At 69.9% G+C, this 15,984-nt stretch carries 19 protein-coding genes; 2 read left to right on the plus strand and 17 right to left on the minus strand.

Annotated elements, in window-relative coordinates:
* Positions 1–6: 6 nt before the first annotated feature.
* The 3 genes from ACMVO5_RS09340 to ACMVO5_RS09350 all read right to left on the minus strand — a co-directional run bounded on the left by ACMVO5_RS09340 (position 7) and on the right by ACMVO5_RS09350 (position 2,455).
* Positions 7–657 (minus strand): uroporphyrinogen-III synthase, encoded by a 651-nt coding sequence (locus ACMVO5_RS09340; protein WP_416907245.1) that lies wholly within the window; start codon positions 655–657, stop codon positions 7–9.
* 6 nt (positions 658–663) lie between these two features.
* Positions 664–1,521, minus strand: coding sequence for a hydroxymethylbilane synthase (gene hemC, locus ACMVO5_RS09345; RefSeq protein WP_416907246.1), 858 nt, complete (start codon positions 1,519–1,521; stop codon positions 664–666).
* A gap of 91 nt (positions 1,522–1,612) precedes the next feature.
* Positions 1,613–2,455 carry a PhzF family phenazine biosynthesis protein gene (locus ACMVO5_RS09350; protein WP_416907247.1) on the minus strand — a complete coding sequence of 281 codons (843 nt, stop codon included), beginning with the start codon at positions 2,453–2,455 and terminating at the stop codon, positions 1,613–1,615.
* A gap of 9 nt (positions 2,456–2,464) precedes the next feature.
* Between ACMVO5_RS09350 and ACMVO5_RS09355 the strand changes: the two genes are divergently transcribed.
* Positions 2,465–2,851 (plus strand): ASCH domain-containing protein, encoded by a 387-nt coding sequence (locus ACMVO5_RS09355; RefSeq protein WP_416907248.1) that lies wholly within the window; start codon positions 2,465–2,467, stop codon positions 2,849–2,851.
* Here ACMVO5_RS09355 and hisD read toward each other — a convergent pair.
* The 8 genes from hisD to ACMVO5_RS09395 form a co-directional block, all read right to left on the minus strand.
* Positions 2,843–4,132, minus strand: coding sequence for a histidinol dehydrogenase (hisD, locus tag ACMVO5_RS09360; RefSeq protein WP_416907249.1), 1,290 nt, complete (start codon positions 4,130–4,132; stop codon positions 2,843–2,845). The two genes, ACMVO5_RS09355 and hisD, sit on opposite strands and share 9 nt — an antisense overlap.
* Positions 4,116–4,778: an ATP phosphoribosyltransferase gene (hisG, locus tag ACMVO5_RS09365; RefSeq protein ID WP_416907250.1), complete on the minus strand. Its 663-nt coding sequence runs from the start codon at positions 4,776–4,778 to the stop codon at positions 4,116–4,118. The genes hisD and hisG overlap by 17 nt, the downstream gene beginning before the upstream one ends.
* A gap of 75 nt (positions 4,779–4,853) precedes the next feature.
* A complete protein-coding gene (locus ACMVO5_RS09370) occupies positions 4,854–5,261 on the minus strand; it encodes a DUF2948 family protein (RefSeq protein WP_416907251.1) in 408 nt (135 codons plus the stop codon).
* Complete coding sequence (murA, locus tag ACMVO5_RS09375) at positions 5,254–6,537, minus strand: UDP-N-acetylglucosamine 1-carboxyvinyltransferase (protein WP_416907252.1); 1,284 nt, start codon at positions 6,535–6,537, stop codon at positions 5,254–5,256. The genes ACMVO5_RS09370 and murA overlap by 8 nt, the downstream gene beginning before the upstream one ends.
* A gap of 10 nt (positions 6,538–6,547) precedes the next feature.
* Positions 6,548–7,441 (minus strand): EamA family transporter RarD, encoded by an 894-nt coding sequence (gene rarD, locus ACMVO5_RS09380; protein ID WP_416907253.1) that lies wholly within the window; start codon positions 7,439–7,441, stop codon positions 6,548–6,550.
* Positions 7,442–7,701: 260 nt separating this feature from the next.
* Positions 7,702–8,256 carry a dCTP deaminase gene (gene dcd, locus ACMVO5_RS09385; protein WP_416907254.1) on the minus strand — a complete coding sequence of 185 codons (555 nt, stop codon included), beginning with the start codon at positions 8,254–8,256 and terminating at the stop codon, positions 7,702–7,704.
* Positions 8,257–8,748 (minus strand): UPF0262 family protein, encoded by a 492-nt coding sequence (locus ACMVO5_RS09390; RefSeq protein WP_416907255.1) that lies wholly within the window; start codon positions 8,746–8,748, stop codon positions 8,257–8,259. It lies immediately after the preceding gene.
* A complete protein-coding gene (locus ACMVO5_RS09395; RefSeq protein WP_416907256.1) occupies positions 8,745–9,842 on the minus strand; it encodes a serine hydrolase domain-containing protein in 1,098 nt (365 codons plus the stop codon). Before ACMVO5_RS09395 ends, ACMVO5_RS09390 begins: the two co-directional genes overlap by 4 nt.
* A 62-nt stretch (positions 9,843–9,904) precedes the next feature.
* Here ACMVO5_RS09395 and ACMVO5_RS09400 point away from each other — a divergent pair, with 62 nt between their 5' ends.
* Positions 9,905–10,219, plus strand: coding sequence for a hypothetical protein (locus tag ACMVO5_RS09400; protein ID WP_416907257.1), 315 nt, complete (start codon positions 9,905–9,907; stop codon positions 10,217–10,219).
* Here the strand turns inward: ACMVO5_RS09400 and ACMVO5_RS09405 are convergent.
* The 6 genes from ACMVO5_RS09405 to trmB all read right to left on the minus strand — a co-directional run bounded on the left by ACMVO5_RS09405 (position 10,216) and on the right by trmB (position 15,981).
* A complete protein-coding gene (locus ACMVO5_RS09405; RefSeq protein WP_416907258.1) occupies positions 10,216–11,151 on the minus strand; it encodes a ribose-phosphate pyrophosphokinase in 936 nt (311 codons plus the stop codon). The genes ACMVO5_RS09400 and ACMVO5_RS09405 overlap by 4 nt on opposite strands.
* A 56-nt stretch (positions 11,152–11,207) precedes the next feature.
* Complete coding sequence (locus tag ACMVO5_RS09410) at positions 11,208–11,558, minus strand: (deoxy)nucleoside triphosphate pyrophosphohydrolase (protein WP_416909348.1); 351 nt, start codon at positions 11,556–11,558, stop codon at positions 11,208–11,210.
* 67 nt (positions 11,559–11,625) lie between these two features.
* A complete protein-coding gene (locus ACMVO5_RS09415; RefSeq protein ID WP_416907259.1) occupies positions 11,626–13,071 on the minus strand; it encodes a M48 family metalloprotease in 1,446 nt (481 codons plus the stop codon).
* 39 nt (positions 13,072–13,110) lie between these two features.
* On the minus strand, positions 13,111–14,067 hold the full coding sequence (locus ACMVO5_RS09420) for an acetyl-CoA carboxylase carboxyltransferase subunit alpha (RefSeq protein WP_416907260.1): 957 nt from the start codon (positions 14,065–14,067) through the stop codon (positions 13,111–13,113).
* 49 nt (positions 14,068–14,116) lie between these two features.
* Entirely contained in the window at positions 14,117–15,298 is a 1,182-nt protein-coding gene (locus ACMVO5_RS09425) for a hypothetical protein (protein ID WP_416907261.1), read from the minus strand.
* 2 nt (positions 15,299–15,300) lie between these two features.
* Entirely contained in the window at positions 15,301–15,981 is a 681-nt protein-coding gene (gene trmB, locus ACMVO5_RS09430; protein WP_416907262.1) for a tRNA (guanosine(46)-N7)-methyltransferase TrmB, read from the minus strand.
* Positions 15,982–15,984 lie beyond the last annotated feature (3 nt).

The following is a 15,984-nucleotide window of genomic DNA, read 5'->3' on the forward strand; positions in this document are numbered from 1 at the left end:
GCGCCCCTATAGCCCCTCATCGGCCAGCGCCGCCAGCATCGAGGCTTCATTGGGCGCTGCCGCCACACGCAGCCGCGGCCAGCCAGGGCCGGCGGCGGCCGCCACCGCCGGGCTGATGGCGAGGAGCAGCAGCCCCTGCCTGCGCCCCAGCCGCGCCCATTCGGCGGCGAAATGCCGGGCGCTGCGCTGCGAATAGAGGAGCGCGCCGTCGAGGGCGGGCACATCATCGAGCGGCAGCAGGCGGGCGCGGTAGACCTCGCAGACCGTCAGCGCGACCTCGGGCGGGACGGTAACCGGCGTGCGCTCGACGCCGGCCAGATGGAGGACGCGGCCGAAGTCGCGCGCGCGCTGGAGGACGGCGGCTGCATCGACGCCGGCGACTTCGGCATGGGCGAAGCCGGCGGCGCGCGCGGCCTCGGCGCAGGCCTCGCCGACGCACAGCGCGGGCAGGCGCTTGAGCGGGTCTGCGGACGCGCCGGCATGGCGGACGGCGGCGGCGCTGGTGAGCATGACGGCGTCGAAATCACCCGCTGGCAGCGCCCAGGGCAGCGGCTCGGTGCGCATCAGCGGGCGGACGACGGGGGTGTGGCCGGCGGCTTGCAGCGCGGCGGCGGTGCGCGAGGCGCCGGGCTCCGGCCGCGTCACCAGCAGCCGCACCGCGCCTCAGCCCTGAAACAGGGCGCGGACCGCCGGGCTGGCATCGCCGAGCAGGCGGGCGGCGAGCGCCGCCACTTCGCCGGCGGCATGGGCGCGGCCGACGCGCAGCTCCCCGGCCAGCCGCTCGCTGCCATCTTCGGCGAGGAGCTCGGCGCGGAAATGGACGTCATCACCGTCAATCTGTGCGAGCGCGGCCACCGGGCTATGGCAGGTGCCGCCAAGCGCTGCGAGAAAGCCGCGCTCAAGCCGCACGGCTTCATGGGTGAGAGCGTGGTCGATGGCGGCGAGCAGCGCCTGCGTGGCCTCGTCATCGGCGCGGGCGGTGATGCCGACAGCACCCTGAGCGGAGGCGGGCAGCATCTCCTCGATGGGAACGACATGGCCGGCGGCGACGCCCAGACGGTCGAGCCCGGCGGCGGCGAGCAGCGTGGCGTCGATGGCGCCGGCTTCGACCTTGGCCATGCGGGTGGCGACATTGCCGCGCAGGATCTCGGTGACGAGATCGGGGCGCAGCGCCTTCAGCTGCGCGGCGCGGCGCGGGCTGCTGGTACCGATGCGCGCGCCCTCCGGCAGATCGGCGATGGCGGCCGCCCCGAGCAGCCGCTCGCGCACATCGGCGCGTGGCAGCATGGCGACCAGCGCGATGCCGTCACGCAGCTCGGTCTCGACATCCTTCATCGAATGGACGGCACAGTCGATCCGGCCATCGAGCAGGGCGGCGTCGAGTTCCTTGGTCCAGAGCGCCTTGCCGCCGATTTCGGCGAGCGCACGGTCCTGCACCCGGTCCCCCTGGGTGTTGATGATGACGATCTCGGTGGCGCTTTCGTCCCAGCCGTGTGCTGCGCGCAGGGCGGTTGCTGTCATGTTCGCCTGCGCCAGCGCCAGGGGGGAACCTCTTGTGCCGATCTTGATCATGCCCTGCTCATGCGTTGTCGGCTGTCGCGATTCAAGCGATTCAATCGGGGAGAATGCCCTCGGCGACGGTGCGGCAGGCGCCCGAGACCCAGAGCAGGCCGTCTTCGCGCGCATCGAGATGGATGCGCCCGCCATGGCCGATGGCCTGGCCCTGTGCCGCGCGCCATTCGCCGCCGGCCTGCCGCGTCTGGACGAGCCACTGGGCGGCGGCGGCGTTGAAGCTGCCGGTGACCGGGTCTTCGCGCACGGCAAGGCGCTGATCGGTGAAGAAGGTGCGCACTTCAAAGGCGACATCGACGCCGGGCGGATGGGCGCCGATGACGCCGACATCGATGCGCCGGACCCAGCTGCGCGCCGGGGTGAGCGCCAGCACGGCGGCGGCGTCGCTGAGCTGCACGGCAATCCAGCCGGGGCCATTGTCGGCCCAGGCCATGGCCATGACATCGCCGTCAGCGATGCCGAGCATGGCGACGACCTCGGCCCTGTCTTCGTGCGAGACCGGGCCGCTGCGCAGGAGCGGCGGGGCGGAAAAGCCGATCAAGCCATCGGCGAGACGCAGCGGCACCAGCCCGACGCCGCATTGCTGCACCAGCCGCCCCGGCCGTCGCGGCGCCCCGCCGGCGGCCAGCCACGCATGGGCGCTGCCGAGCGTGGGGTGGCCGGCGAACGGCAGCTCGCGGTCGGGGGTGAAGATGCGCACCCGGTAATCGGCCTCGGGGCTGTCGGGGGTCAGGAGGAAGGCGGTTTCGGAGAAGTTGAGCCAGCGGGTAAGGCGCAGCATCGCCTCACTGTCCAGCCCGTCGGCCTCATGGACCACGGCCAGCGGGTTGCCGGACAGCGGGCCGCCGGCAAAGACATCGACAAGGGCAAAGCGGCGGGCCATGTTTGGACCATGGCTGATAACCCCGACCCCGACAAGCTTCCGCATTTTGCCTTTGGCGACACCGCCCAGATGGCGGACGAACTGCTGGCGCTGGTGCGCGCGGGCACCAAGACGGCGACCTGCTGGGCAGCCGTGCACGGCCAGCGCGCCGCGGTGGGGATGCAGGCGGTGATCACCGACAGCCGGGGCAGGCCGGGCGCGCAGATCGAGATCACCGCGCTGGAATGCGTGCCGTTTCTGGAGGTGGGGGCGGCGCATGCGCATGACGAGGGCGCGGGCGACCAGAGCCTTGCCTTCTGGCGGGCCTATCATGAGGCCTGGTTTCGCCGCGCCGGGGTGTTTCGGCGTGACATGGGCGTGTGGTGCGCGCGGTTTCGGGTGGTGGCGCTACTCTAGCCGCAGCCGGATCGAGGCGGCATGGGCGGGCAGGCCCTCGATGTCGGCGAGCAGCGCGCCGGCTGCGCCGATGGCGGCCAGACCCTCGGGCGAGCAGTCGAGAAAGGTGGTGCGCTTCATGAAATCGACCACTGACAGGCCGGAGGCGAAGCGGGCGCGCCGCCCGGTGGGCAGCACATGGTTGGGCCCGGCCAGATAATCGCCGACGGCCTCGGGCGTGTGGCGGCCGAGGAACACCGAGCCGGCGTGGCGGATCTGGGCGAAGAGGGCGTGCGGATCTTCGACCATCAGCTGGGCGTGTTCGGCGGCCAGCGCATTGAGAAGCGGCACGGCATCGGCGAGCGCGGGGACGGTGATGATGGCGCCGTAGCGATCCCAGCTGGCGCGCGCCGCCTTTTCCGTGGCGAGGCGGGGCAGCAGCGCCTCGACGGCGGCGATGACCGCATCGGCCTCGGCGGCGCTGGTGGTGATGAGGATCGACTGGGCGACCGGGTCATGCTCGGCCTGGGCCATCAGGTCAGCGGCCAGCCAGTCAGGATTGTTGGCGCCGTCGGAGACGATGACCACTTCGGAGGGGCCGGCGATCATGTCGATGCCGACGGTGCCGTAGAGCTGGCGTTTGGCCTCCGCGACCCAGGCATTGCCCGGCCCGGTGATGACATCGACCTTGGGCAGGCGGGTGGTGCCGAGCGCGAGCGCGGCCACGGCCTGCGCACCGCCGACGCGGAACACGCGCCCGACGCCGGCAAGGTGCGCGGCGGCAAGCACCAGCGGGTTGATCTCGCCGTGAGGTGTGGGGGTGACCATCACCAGTTCGCGCACGCCGGCGACGGTGGCGGGGATGGCGTTCATCAGCACCGAGGAGGGATAGGCGGCGCGGCCGCCGGGGACATAGAGGCCGGCGGCATCGACCGGCGTCCAGCGCACGCCGGTGCGCACGCCGGCGGCGTCGGTGCGGTCATTGTCGGCGGGCTTCTGGCGGACGTGGAAGGCGTGGATGCGCTCGGCGGCGAGTTCGAGCGCGGCGCGCAGCTCGGGCGTCAGCCCGTCGAGCGCGGCCTTGCCGGCGGACCGGGCGAGTTCCCAGCCCTGTGCGTCGAGATCGACATGATCGAAGCGGCGGGTGAGATCAAGCAGGGCGGCGTCACCTTCGACGGCGACGCGCGCGATGATGGCGCGGACATCATCGGCGACATCGCCGGCGCTGGCGCGGACATCGGCGACGAGCGCGGCAAAGGCGTCGTCGAAGCCGGGCGCGCCGGCGTCAAGCCGCTGCGGCATCGCCGGCCTCCACAAGGCTGCGGATCGCCTCGACGAGGGGGACGACGCGGGGATGGGTTTTCCAGGCGGCGCGGTTGACGATCAGCCGCGAGGTGATGCGGGCGATCACCTCGACTTCGACAAGGCCGTTTTCCTTGAGGGTCTTGCCGGTGCTGACCAGGTCGACGATGCGCGGCGCCAGCCCGGTGAGCGGGGCCAGCTCCATGGCGCCGTTCAGTTTGATGCATTCGGCCTGCAGGCCGCGGCTGGCGAAGAAGCGCCGTGTGAGGCCGGGATATTTGGTGGCGACACGCACCGCCGAGAGCCGCGCCATGTCTTCATCGAGGGTGGCGGGCTGGGCGACCGAGAGGCGACAATGGCCGATGTCGAGATCGACGGGGGCGTAGATTTCGGAGAAATCGAACTCGAGCAGCACGTCATTGCCGGCGATGCCGACTTCGGCGGCGCCAAAGGCGACGAAGGTGGCGGCGTCGAAGCTGCGCACGCGGATGATGCGGATGCCGGGGTCGCTGGTTTCGAACATCAGCTTGCGGCTGTCTTCATCGAGAAAATCGGGCTCGGGCACGATGCCGGCGCGCGCCATGAGCGGCAGCGCTTCCTTGAGGATGCGGCCCTTGGGGAGCGCCAGGGTGAGAGGCTTTTCCATAGCCGCAGGCCCCTAGCGCACTCGCGCTGCGCTGGCCAGCGCCGAGCGCCGCCTCCGGGCAGCGACAAATGGGCTTCAGAGGCTGTGGCGGGGGCGTTTTTCGGTGGGCCAAGGGTCGCCCAGGTCTTCCATGATGAGATCGAGCGCCTCGACCTCGGCGCGCAGCGCGACATGATCGGAGAAGAGGAGCGTCAGATGGGGGGCGGTCCATTCGAGGCTGAGCAGGTTGAGCACGGCGTCGTCGCTCTGGGGCCAGCTTTTCTGCTGGACGCCGAGCAGGCCCTCGATACGCAGCGCGCATCTTGTGCGCGAGCCGGCGGCCGCTTCCCAGCGGTAACGGTTGAGGAGCAGCACCAGGCGGCGGGCGCGCACATCACGGGCAATGTCGGGGGTGCGCAGCGTGGCGTCCTGCAGCAGCGCGGCCAGGGCGGGCAGATCCTCGGCCGACTGGGCGAGGAGCGTGAGCCGCGCGGCCTCAGCCATCGGAGATGCGCTCGATATCGGCGCCGACGGCCTGAAGCTTTTCTTCGAGCCGCTCATAGCCGCGGTCGAGGTGATAGACGCGGTTGACCGTGGTGGTGCCTTCAGCGGCGAGGCCGGCGAGGACGAGGCTCATCGAGGCGCGCAGGTCGGTCGCCATGACTTCGGCGCCGGTGAGATGCGCGCCGCCGCGGACCACGGCGGCGCGGCCGCGCACGGCGATGTCGGCGCCCATGCGCGCCAGCTCGGGCACGTGCATGTAGCGGTTTTCGAAGATCGTCTCGGTGAGCAGCGAGGCACCGTCGGCGACCGCGAGCATGGCCATGAACTGGGCCTGCATGTCGGTGGGGAAGCCGGGATAGGGGGCGGTGCTGAGGGTGACGCCGTGAAGGCCGTTCAGGCGCGCGACGCGCAGGCCGTCTTCGGTGGGGGTGACCGCGACGCCGGCTTCGCGCAGCGCCGCCAGCGTGGCCCCGAGATCGGCCTCATTGGCGCCGACCAGCTCGACCTCGCCGCCGGTGATGGCAGCGGCACAGGCATAGGAGCCGGCCTCGATCCGGTCAGGCATCACCGCATAGGTGGCGCCGTGCAGATCGCGCACGCCGGTGATCTTCAGCGTTTCGGTGCCGATGCCCTGAATTTTCGCGCCCATGGCGACGAGGCAGTTGCACAGATCGACGATCTCCGGCTCGCGGGCGGCGTTTTCGAGAATCGTTGGCCCCTTGGCGAGGACGGCAGCCATGACCGCATTTTCGGTGGCGCCGACCGAGACCAGCGGAAACACGAAGCGGCCGCCGGGCAGGCCGCCCGCCGGCGCGCTGGCCTTCACATAGCCCGCCGCCAGCTCGATATGGGCGCCCATCGCCTCAAGGGCCTTCAGATGGAGGTCGATGGGGCGGTTGCCGATGGCGCAGCCGCCGGGCAGCGACACGGTGGCCTGGCCGGCGCGGGCGAGGAGCGGGCCGAGCACGAGGATGGAGGCGCGCATCTTGCGGACGATGTCATAGGGGGCGACGGTGCTGGTGATGCGCGCCGCGCGCAGCGTCATGACGCGGCCGAACTCATCGGGGTGGGTGCCCTCGATGGTGGTGCTGACGCCGTGATTGTTGAGCAGATGACCGAAGGTATCGATATCGGCGAGGCGCGGCAGATTGCGCAGGGTGAGCGGCTCATCGGTGAGCAGCGCGCACGGCATCAGCGTGAGCGCGGCATTCTTGGCGCCGGAAATGGGGATGCGGCCGTTGAGCGGGCGGCCACCGCGAATGACGATCTTGTCCATGAGGAACGCCTTAGCGCGAGACGCGCGCGCGCGCCATGGGGCCGGAAAAGGTGGTGACGGTATAGACCAACAGCCCGGCCCAGATCAGCGCAAAGGCGGCAAGCATCGCCCCGCTGAGCGGCTCGCCGAAAATGAAGATGGCTTCGAGCATGACGATGGTGGGCGTTGCATATTGCATCAGGCCGAGCGTCGAGAGCTTGAGGCGGCGCGCGGCGACGGCGAACAGCATCAGCGGCGTGGCGGTGAGCACGCCGGCCGCCGCGAGCAGCGCCAATGTGCCGCCCGGCCAGTGCCACGCCGGCTCGGGCCGGGTCGAGAGCCAGACCAGCGCCAGCGGCGTGAGCATGAGCGTTTCAAGGAACAGGCCGGTGGCGGAATCGACGACCGCCTGTTTGCGGATGAGGGCGTAAAGCGCGAAGCTGAGCGCCACACCAAGGCTGATGAGCGGCAGCGCGCCGCGCGAGATGGTGAGCACCGCCACACCGGCCAGCGCAAAGGCCACCGCCGCCCATTGCGGGCGCGACAGCCGCTCCCCCAGCAGCACCACGCCGAAAAGCACGTTGATCAGCGGATTGATGAAATAGCCAAGCGACGTATCGAGGACATGACCTTCGAGAATGGCCGCCGTGTAAATGAGCCAGTTGGCGGCGATCGCCAGCGCGCTGAGCAGCAACAGGCCCATCAGCCTTGGCTGCGCCAGCGCAGCGCGCACCCGGCCGGCCGCGCCGGTGACGAGCAGCAGCGCACCAACCGCCACCAGCGACCAGAGAATGCGGTGCGAGAGCACATCGGCCGCCGGCACGCCGGTGAGCAGCTTCAGGTAGAGCGGGAGGATGCCCCAGATGGCATAGGCACCCACGCCCGCCAGCAGGCCGTTGCGCATCTCTCGGGGATCGGGACTCATCGACTGGCCCTAGCGGGATGCCGAGGATTTAGGAAGGGGCCCCCGGCGGGCGTCTTTTAGCCTCCGGCGGGCGTCTTTTAGCCTCCGGCGGGCAGGGGACTTGTCCCCTGCACCCCATTTTTGGGGGTGGGGCTGGATTTCTGAGTTTGGATGCGCCGCAGGCATTTGATGGCGCTTCGCGCGGGGACCACGGCTGAAGATTGTGCACCAAACCAACAAATGGGGTCTGGGGGCGCCGCCCCCAGCCGCCGGAGGCCCTTTCAGAGCTTGGGCAAGGTGACCCCGCGCTGGCCCATATATTTGCCGGCGCGCTGGGCGTAGGTGACTTCGCAGGGTTCGTTGCCCTGGAGGAAGAGGAACTGGCAGGCGCCTTCATTGGCGTAGATGCGCGCCGGGAGCGGGGTGGTGTTGCTGAATTCGAGCGTGACATGGCCTTCCCAGCCGGGCTCGAGGGGCGTGACGTTGACGATGATTCCGCAGCGCGCGTAGGTGGATTTGCCGAGGCAGATGACGAGCACATCGTCGGGGACGCGGAAATATTCGACCGTACGGGCGAGGGCGAAGCTGTTGGGGGGGATGACGCAGACGTCGGTCTTGCGGTCGACGAAGCTGTCGGGCGAGAAGTTCTTGGGGTCGACGATGGCGGAGTGGACGTTGGTGAAGATCTTGAACTCGTCGGCGACGCGGGCGTCATAGCCGTAGCTGGAGAGGCCGTAGCTGATGCAGCCGTCGCGCTTCTGGCCGTCGACGAAGGGCTCGATCATGCCGCGGGTCTGGGCGGCTTCGCGGATCCAGCGGTCGGAGAGAACGGCCATTCAATGTCCCTTGATGTGGAGAACGCAGATGAGGGTGAAGAGGCGCCGGGCGGTGTCGAAATCGGTGATGACCTTGGGTTCGAGCCGTTCCTTCAGTGCTTCGGCGGCTTCGTCGTGGATGGCGCGCCGCGCCATGTCGATGGTTTCGATCTGGGCCGGGGTGGATTGGCGGATGGCCTGATAATAGCTGTCGCAGATGGCGAAATAATCGCGGATGGTGCGGCGGAAGGGGGCGAGCGGCAGCACGAACTGTTCGAGCGGGGTGTCATCGGCGCCGGCGATGGAGACGCTGAGCCGGCCTTCCTCGACGCCGAGCAGCAGCTTGTAGGGGCCGTGATTGCCATGGTCGGGGGCCGTCACGGGCTGGAACAGATTGCCTTCGAGCAGGTCGAAGATCGCCACGCGGCGCTCCTGCTCGATATCGGCGTTGCGCCAGAGGATGGTGCGCTCATCGAGCTTGATGTCGATGAGGCGATAATCGGGCTTGGTCATGGGGCAGGCGGTGCCACATCTGGGAGGCTATTGACCAGCCGCCCGAGACCGACCTTGAGGGGGGCGCGCGCGTCATCGGGGGTGAAGCCGAGGCGGACGACGACCAGCGCCTTTGAGGGGACGATGATGACATATTGGCCGAGATGGCCGATGGCGGCATAGGCATCGGGCGGGCCCTGATCGGCGAAGAGGGCGCTTTCTTCATCTTCCGCGACAGGGCGGTTGAGCCAGAAATGGCCGCCGTAACCGGCGGTGACCGGGGTGGGCGTTTGCACGAACTCGACCCATTGGGGGGCCACCACCTGCCGCCCGGCGACCTTGCCGCCGCTGAGGTAAAGCTGGCCGAAGGCCCCCCAGTCCCGCAGCGAGGCGTGGCAGAGCGAGCCGCCGAGCATGGTGCCTTGCGGATCATATTCGCACAGGAGCGTGGGCATGGCGGCGGGGCCGGAGAGGCTGGCCTTGAGAAAATCGTTGGTGGCGCGGCGGCGCGCGGCGGGGGTTTTCGCGTCTGGCGCGACGGTGCGGGTGATGATGTCGGAGAGGATGTGCGAGGTGAGCGTGCTGTATTCGAACACCGTGCCGGGGGGGGATTCGAGCGGGGCCATGGTGGCCGCGGCCGCGATGTCGCCCGAGCGGTCGGAAAAGAGCGCGCGGTTGGTGTCGGATTTTTCGGGGTCGGGGCCGGTTTCGACATGGGCGAGGCCGCTGTTCATGTGGAGGAGCTGGCGCAGCGTGATGGCGGCGCGCGGATCACCGGGCTTGACGCGCCAGGCGGGCACGGGGGCGGGGGCATCGAGATCGAGGCGGTTTGTGGTGACGAGCTTGCCGATCAGCGTGCTGGTGATCGACTTGGCCATGGACCAGCTGATGAAGCGGTTGGCGGGGCCATAGCCGGGGGCATAGCGTTCGTAGAGGGGTGTGCCGTTCTGGATGACGAGCAGGGCGCGGGTTTCACCGAGGGCGGGGTCGGTGAAGAAGGCGTCGGCTGTGGGGAGGGTCGCGGGCGTGCTCTGGGCATGGAGCGGCGCGCTGACAAGGATGGCCAGCAGAAACAGGCTTGATTGCAGACCTCGCATGGCGTCTCGTGCCGTCATCGGTGCAACCTAGTGGGGGCGGGCTTGTGAAGGCAAGCGGCGAGACGGCAAAATCGAAGGGGTTGCGGCGCTGGCTGCTGTGGGGGCCGGTGCTGCTGCTGTCGCTTTTGGCGGGCGGCTGGTTTGGCCTCAAATACAGCAAGGTCGGGCAGCAGGCCGGGCTGGGGGCGGGCTATATCGCCCATGTCGTCTGTTCGTGCCGCTATGTCGGCAACCGCGACATGGCTTCGTGCCGCACCGATTTCGAGGCCGGGACCGAGATTGTGCAGGTGCGCGACGATGTGGCGGGCAAGCGGATCATCGCCAGCGTGCCGCTGCTGGCGCGGCGCGAGGCGCGCTATGATCCCGAATTCGGCTGCGCGCTCGATAAACCTTAATCGAACAGGCTGGAGACCGAGCTTTCCTCGCTGGTGCGGCGCATGGCTTCGGCCAGCAGCGGCGCGATGGTGATGCGGCGGATCTTGCTGGCGGCCTTGACGCTGGGCACGGCGGCGATCGAATCGGTGACGACAAGCTCGGTCAGGTCCGAGCCTTCGACGCGGGCGACGGCGCCGCCCGAGAGCACGCCGTGGGTGATATAGGCGCGGGTGCTGAGCGCGCCGGCGGCGGTGAGGGCGGCAGCCGCGTTGCACAGCGTGCCGCCCGAATCGACGATGTCATCAACGAGGATGCAGTGGCGGCCGCGGACATCGCCGATGATGTTCATCACTTCCGATTCGCCGGCGCGCTCGCGGCGCTTGTCGACGATGGCGAGGGGCGCGTTGCCGAGGCGCTTGGCGAGCGCGCGGGCGCGCACGACGCCGCCGACATCGGGCGAGACGACCATGATCGCATCCTTGGGCATGCGGGTCTGGATGTCGGAGGCCATCACCGGCTCGCCGTAGAGATTGTCGACCGGGATATCGAAGAAGCCCTGGATCTGGCCGGCGTGGAGATCGACGCTGAGCACGCGGTCAGCACCCGCGACGGTGATGAGATTGGCCACCAGCTTCGCCGAGATGGGCGTGCGCGGGCCGGGTTTGCGGTCTTGCCGGGCATAGCCGAAATAGGGGACGACGGCGGTGATGCGGCGCGCCGAGGCGCGCTTCAGCGCATCGATGCAGATCAAGAGCTCCATCAGATTGTCATTGGCGGGTGCGGCGGTGGGCTGGACGACGAACACGTCTTCGCCGCGCACATTTTCATGCACCTCGACGAAAATCTCCTCATCGGCGAAGCGGCGCACCGAGGCCTTGGTCAGTTCCATGTCGAGATAGCCGGCGATCGCCTGTGCCAGCTCCGGATTGCCATTGCCCGCGAGAATCTTCATTTGCCCGACCCTGTTTCAAGCCACCGAGCGCGGCATAGCCCCCTGCCCCCGGCTTGTCACCCGTTCGTCATCATGGCGGCGGCCTGGACGGCGGGAATCAGGGGATAATCGGCCGCCGGCATCGCCAGCGCGGCCAGCGCATCGGGGGCCACCCAATCGAGCGACTGGCCGAGCCGGCCCTGCGGCGTGCCCTGCCAGTGGCGCACGGCATAGAGCAGCATGAGCAGGTGAAATTCGGGATAGGCATGGCTGACGAAGCCGAGCGGGGCGGGCGCTTCGATGGCAATGCCCAGCTCTTCGGCCAGTTCGCGGGCGAGCGCTGTTTCGGGCGTTTCGCCTGTCTCGAGCTTGCCGCCGGGAAATTCCCACAGCCCGGCCATGCTGCGGCCGGGCGGGCGCTCGGCCATCAGCACGCGGCCTTGCGCATCGAAGAGCGCGGCGGCGACGACGGTGACCAGCCTTGCGCCGCCAGGATCAGCCACGCGTGATGATCTTCACCCGGCTGCCGGGCGTCAGCACCGTGTCTTGGGATATGCCGTTGAGGATGGTGAAGCGGGCGAGCTGGTCGTCCGAATAGTCCATGCGGGCAGCGAGGCTGCGCACCGTGTCGCCGCGCTGGACGGTGATCACCCGCACCCGGTGGCCCTTGATGGCGGCGGCTTCGGCGGGCGTCAGACGGCGCACCGAATTGACCAGCGACTGGAAGCCCGCATCCTGCCCGGCGGGCGCGAGCATGAGCAGCTGATACCAGGCATCATCGCCCCAGCGATAGACAGCGAGTGTGGCATCGACCTGCTGGCGACCGGACTGGGTGCGCACGGCCGACAGCGCCGTCTCGATGCCGTTGATGCGGGTGATCTGCACCTGCGGCGGCTGGCGCTGGCCGACCGCGGCCCAGACGCGCGCCGAATAGGCGGCGAGCGACTGGCCCTCGGGCTTGCCGCCGCCGAACTGGAAGCGGGCGCTGCCGCGCGTGCCGGTGACGGCGGTGGGGGAATTGGCGAGCGTAAAGCCCTGCGGCGCCTGGAACTGCATGCGCAGCCCCGGATGACGGAAGCGCGCGCCTTCGATGATGCCCTGGGTGGCATTGTCATCATAGGGCAGGCCGTCGATGGCATCGAGGAAGGTGTCGCGGTTGGTGGTGCGCGCGCCGGCGCGGCCGATGAAGGTGGCGGCTTCCTTGCGGATGCGATCTACGCGCTCGACATTGGCGGGGTGGGTGGAGAGCCAGCCGGGGACGCTCTGGGCGGACTGGCCGGCGAGGCGCGCTTCGAGCGCGGTCTGGGCGCCCAGGGCGGCCAGCGTGGTGGCGCTGGCCATGGGATCATAGCCGCGCTGGCTCAGGTAGCGCAGGCCGAGGCTGTCGGCCTCACGCTCCTGATTGCGGCTGTAGCCGAGCGTGAGCAGCTGGCCGCCGGTATTGGCGAGCTGGCCGACGAGATTGGAGCCGGTGACGGCGCCGAGCACGGCGGCACCGAGCCCGGTGAGCAGGCCGCGGCTCTGCCGCTTCTGCGAATGCTGGGCGGCGACATGGCCAACCTCATGGCCCATGACGAAGGCCAGCTCGGCCTCGTTGTTCATCAGCGCGAGCAGCTGACGGGTGATGTAGACATAGCCGCCGGGCAGGGCGAAGGCGTTGTTCGCGCTCGAATCGAGCAGCGTGACGGTATAGTCCTGCGGGCGCGCCGACATGCCCGATTCGCCAGCGATGCGCTGGCCGACCGACTTCACATAGTCTGCCGCCTTGCCCTGCATGGCGCCGCCGAATTGCTGCAGCAGCTGGGGGTGCGCCTCGGCGCCGATCTGGCGCTCGCTGGCAGAGAAATCTCGACCCTGTGCCGAGACGGGCGCGCAGGCCGGCATCACCAGCAGGGTGGCAAGGAGAGCGGCGGGCAGCGGCGAGGTGAGGAATTTTTTCATGGGCGCACCTTAGCGCGCCCGGCCGCAGCTGACAAAGATTCAGGCGACGACGCCGCGGCCCATATCGAGGAACTTGCGCCGCCGCGCCTTGCGCAGCGCGGCACCGTCCATGGCCAGAAGCGGGGTGAGCTCGCTCGCCAGAGCCATCGCCAGCGCCGCTACGGCGGCGGCGGGATCGCGGTGGGCGCCGCCCAGCGGCTCGGCGACGATGGTATCGATGACGCCCAGCTTCTTGAGGTCAGCGGCGGTGACCTTCATGGCGTCAGCCGCGTCGGCGGCATGGTCGGAGGCCTTGTCGGCGGTGCGCCAGAGAATCGAGGCGCAGCCTTCGGGCGAGATCACCGAATAGATGGCGTGTTCGAACATCAGCACGCGGTCGGCCGCCGCCAGCGCCACGGCGCCGCCGGAGCCGCCTTCGCCGGTGATGGCGGTGAGCACCGGCACCGGGGCTTCGAGGCAGGCCTGGGTGGCGCGCGCGATGGCCTCGGCCTGGCCGCGCTCCTCGGCATCAAGGCCGGGGAAGGCGCCGGCGGTATCGACGAGCGTGATCACCGGCACGTTGAAGCGGCCGGCAAGCTCGATGAGGCGGATGGCCTTTCTATAGCCTTCCGGGCGGCCCATGCCGAAATTATGCTTCACCCGGCTGGCGGTATCATGGCCCTTTTCATGGCCGATCAGCATCACCGGGGTCTTTTGCCCGCGCAGACGGCCGAGCCCGCCGACGATGGCGTGATCCTCGCCAAAAGCGCGGTCGCCGGCCAGGGGTGTGAAATCCTCGACCATGCCGGCGACGAAATCACGGAAATGCGGCCGCGCCGGATGGCGGGCGACCAGCGTCTTCTGCCAGGGCGAGAGCCGGGCATAGGTTTCGGCCAGCAGGCGGCGCGCCGCGCCCTCGGCATGGCGCGCGCCGGCCTCGTCGCCGGCGGCCCTGTAGTCATCGGCCCGCGCCTGAATGGTCGCCACCGGCTTTTCGAAGTCGAGATAGCTGCTCATCGCTCCAGCGGTTAGGTCGAAATCCCGCACCGGTCAATCTGGCCGCGGCTCAGAGCAGCCGCAGCGCGCGCGCCATCTGCCGGGCCATGCGCGTGGCGGACGCGGCCGGATCATGACCGGCGTGGCGCGCGGCCGCGGCCGCGATGGCGGCGCGCTCGGGCGCATCCGGGCGGACCACGGCATCAAGGGCAGCGCCGATGGCGGCGGCGTCCCAGCCCTGCTCCAGGCCGGGAAAGCGCCGGGCCAGGCCATGGGCGGCGAGCGCGCGGGCATTGTGCTCGGTCTCCAGCGTGTCGGCGAGGACGAGCATGGGGCAGGCGGCGACGATGGCGTCGAGCGCGCTGCCATGGCCGCCGCGGGTGACGAACAGTGCCGCTTCGGCGAGCGCCGGGCCGAGCGCCAGCGGCTCGACCTGATGGTGGATATTGGCGGGCAGCGGCGCGGCCGGGCCGGCCTCGCTGACCCAGATGGCCGGCCAGCCGCGCGCGGCCAGTGCGGCGACGAGCGGGGCGGCGGCGGCGGCCTGCATCGGCAGATAGACGAGCAGCCTTGGGCCGGGCAGATCAGGCCAGTCGGGATGCGCGCCGCCGCCAAGGCCGGTGGTAGGGCCGAGATATTCACTGTCGGTGCGCGCCGCGCCGAGCTCGAGCTCGGGCCAGCTGGTGAGGAAGGGCCGCGCGCTGGCGAACAGCTCTGAAAGGCCGCTGAGGATGGGCGCGCCGAAGCGGCGGCAGACGGCGCGCACCACCCGGTCGGCGACCGCCAGCTCGGCCGGGGTGGCGGGGCGGACCCAGGGCATCAGCCCGGCATCTTGGCGCGCGGGCGGGCAGGAGAAGGGGGTGCCAATGCGGGCGGCGGGCAGCCGGGCGACATGGGCGGCGAGCAGGCTGACGGGGGCATGGCTGCCGTAGATGGCCTCGGCCCCGGCAAGCTCGAACAGGCTGAGCCAGGCCTGCACCAGCTCGCCCAGCGCCTCGTCATCGGCAAAGCCGGTGGCGGCATAGAGCTGGCCGTGGCTGAAGGTGGGGCCTTTGGGCGCGCCGCGCACCCAGAGCGGGGCTTGCAGCACCCGGTCAAAGGGCTTGTCGGCGAGTCCGCGCGCGCGCACCACGTCACGCGCGGCAAGCCAGCTTTCATGGCCCATGACCGCCAGCGGCCGCGCCGCCGAGGCGAGCTGGGCGACATGGCCGTAGCCGCCGCCCATCTCCCAGCAGGCCAGCAGCCGCGCCATGCTCAGCGCCGCCGGAAGCGGAAGTACCAGACTTCCTTGCCCTCGCGCAGCGCCTTTTGCTCATAGCGCGTGGGCGGCCAGTCGGCGGGGCGGGAGGTCCAGTCGGAAGGCGTCTGGGCCAGCCATTCGAAATCGGGGCTGCGCGCCATCTGCATCAGCGTCCAGCCGCAATAGACCGGATGGTCGGTGCCGATGCGCAGCTCGGCGCCGGGCTGGAGGGCGCGGGCGAGCAGCGCCAGCGGGCCGGGATTGACGAAGCGGCGCTTGGCGTGGCGCACCTTGGGCCAGGGATCGGGATGGAGCAGGAAGGCCCGCGCAAGGCTGGCCGGCGGGAGCCGGTCAAGCACGTCGAGCGCGTCGCCGTGATGGAGGCGGATGTTGGTGACGCCGGCCTCGCGGATGCCGGCGAGCGCGCCGACGACACCATCGAGAAACGGCTCGGCACCGATGAGGCCGACCTCCGGGTTGGCGGCGGCCTGGGCGACCATGTGTTCGCCGCGGCCAAAGCCGATTTCGAGCCACAGCGGCCGCGTGTCTCCGAACAGGGCGGGGGCATTGAGCGGGCCTTCGGCGGGCAGTTCGAACGCCGGCAGGTCGGCTTCGAGCATGGCGGCCTGGCCGATGCGCAGCTTGTGACCCGTGCGCCGGCCATAGAGCCGCCGGATTGTGGCGGGGTCAGTCACCTG

Origin of the sequence: Polymorphobacter sp. (genome assembly GCF_048007885.1) — a bacterium.
Lineage (GTDB): Bacteria > Pseudomonadota > Alphaproteobacteria > Sphingomonadales > Sphingomonadaceae > Sandarakinorhabdus.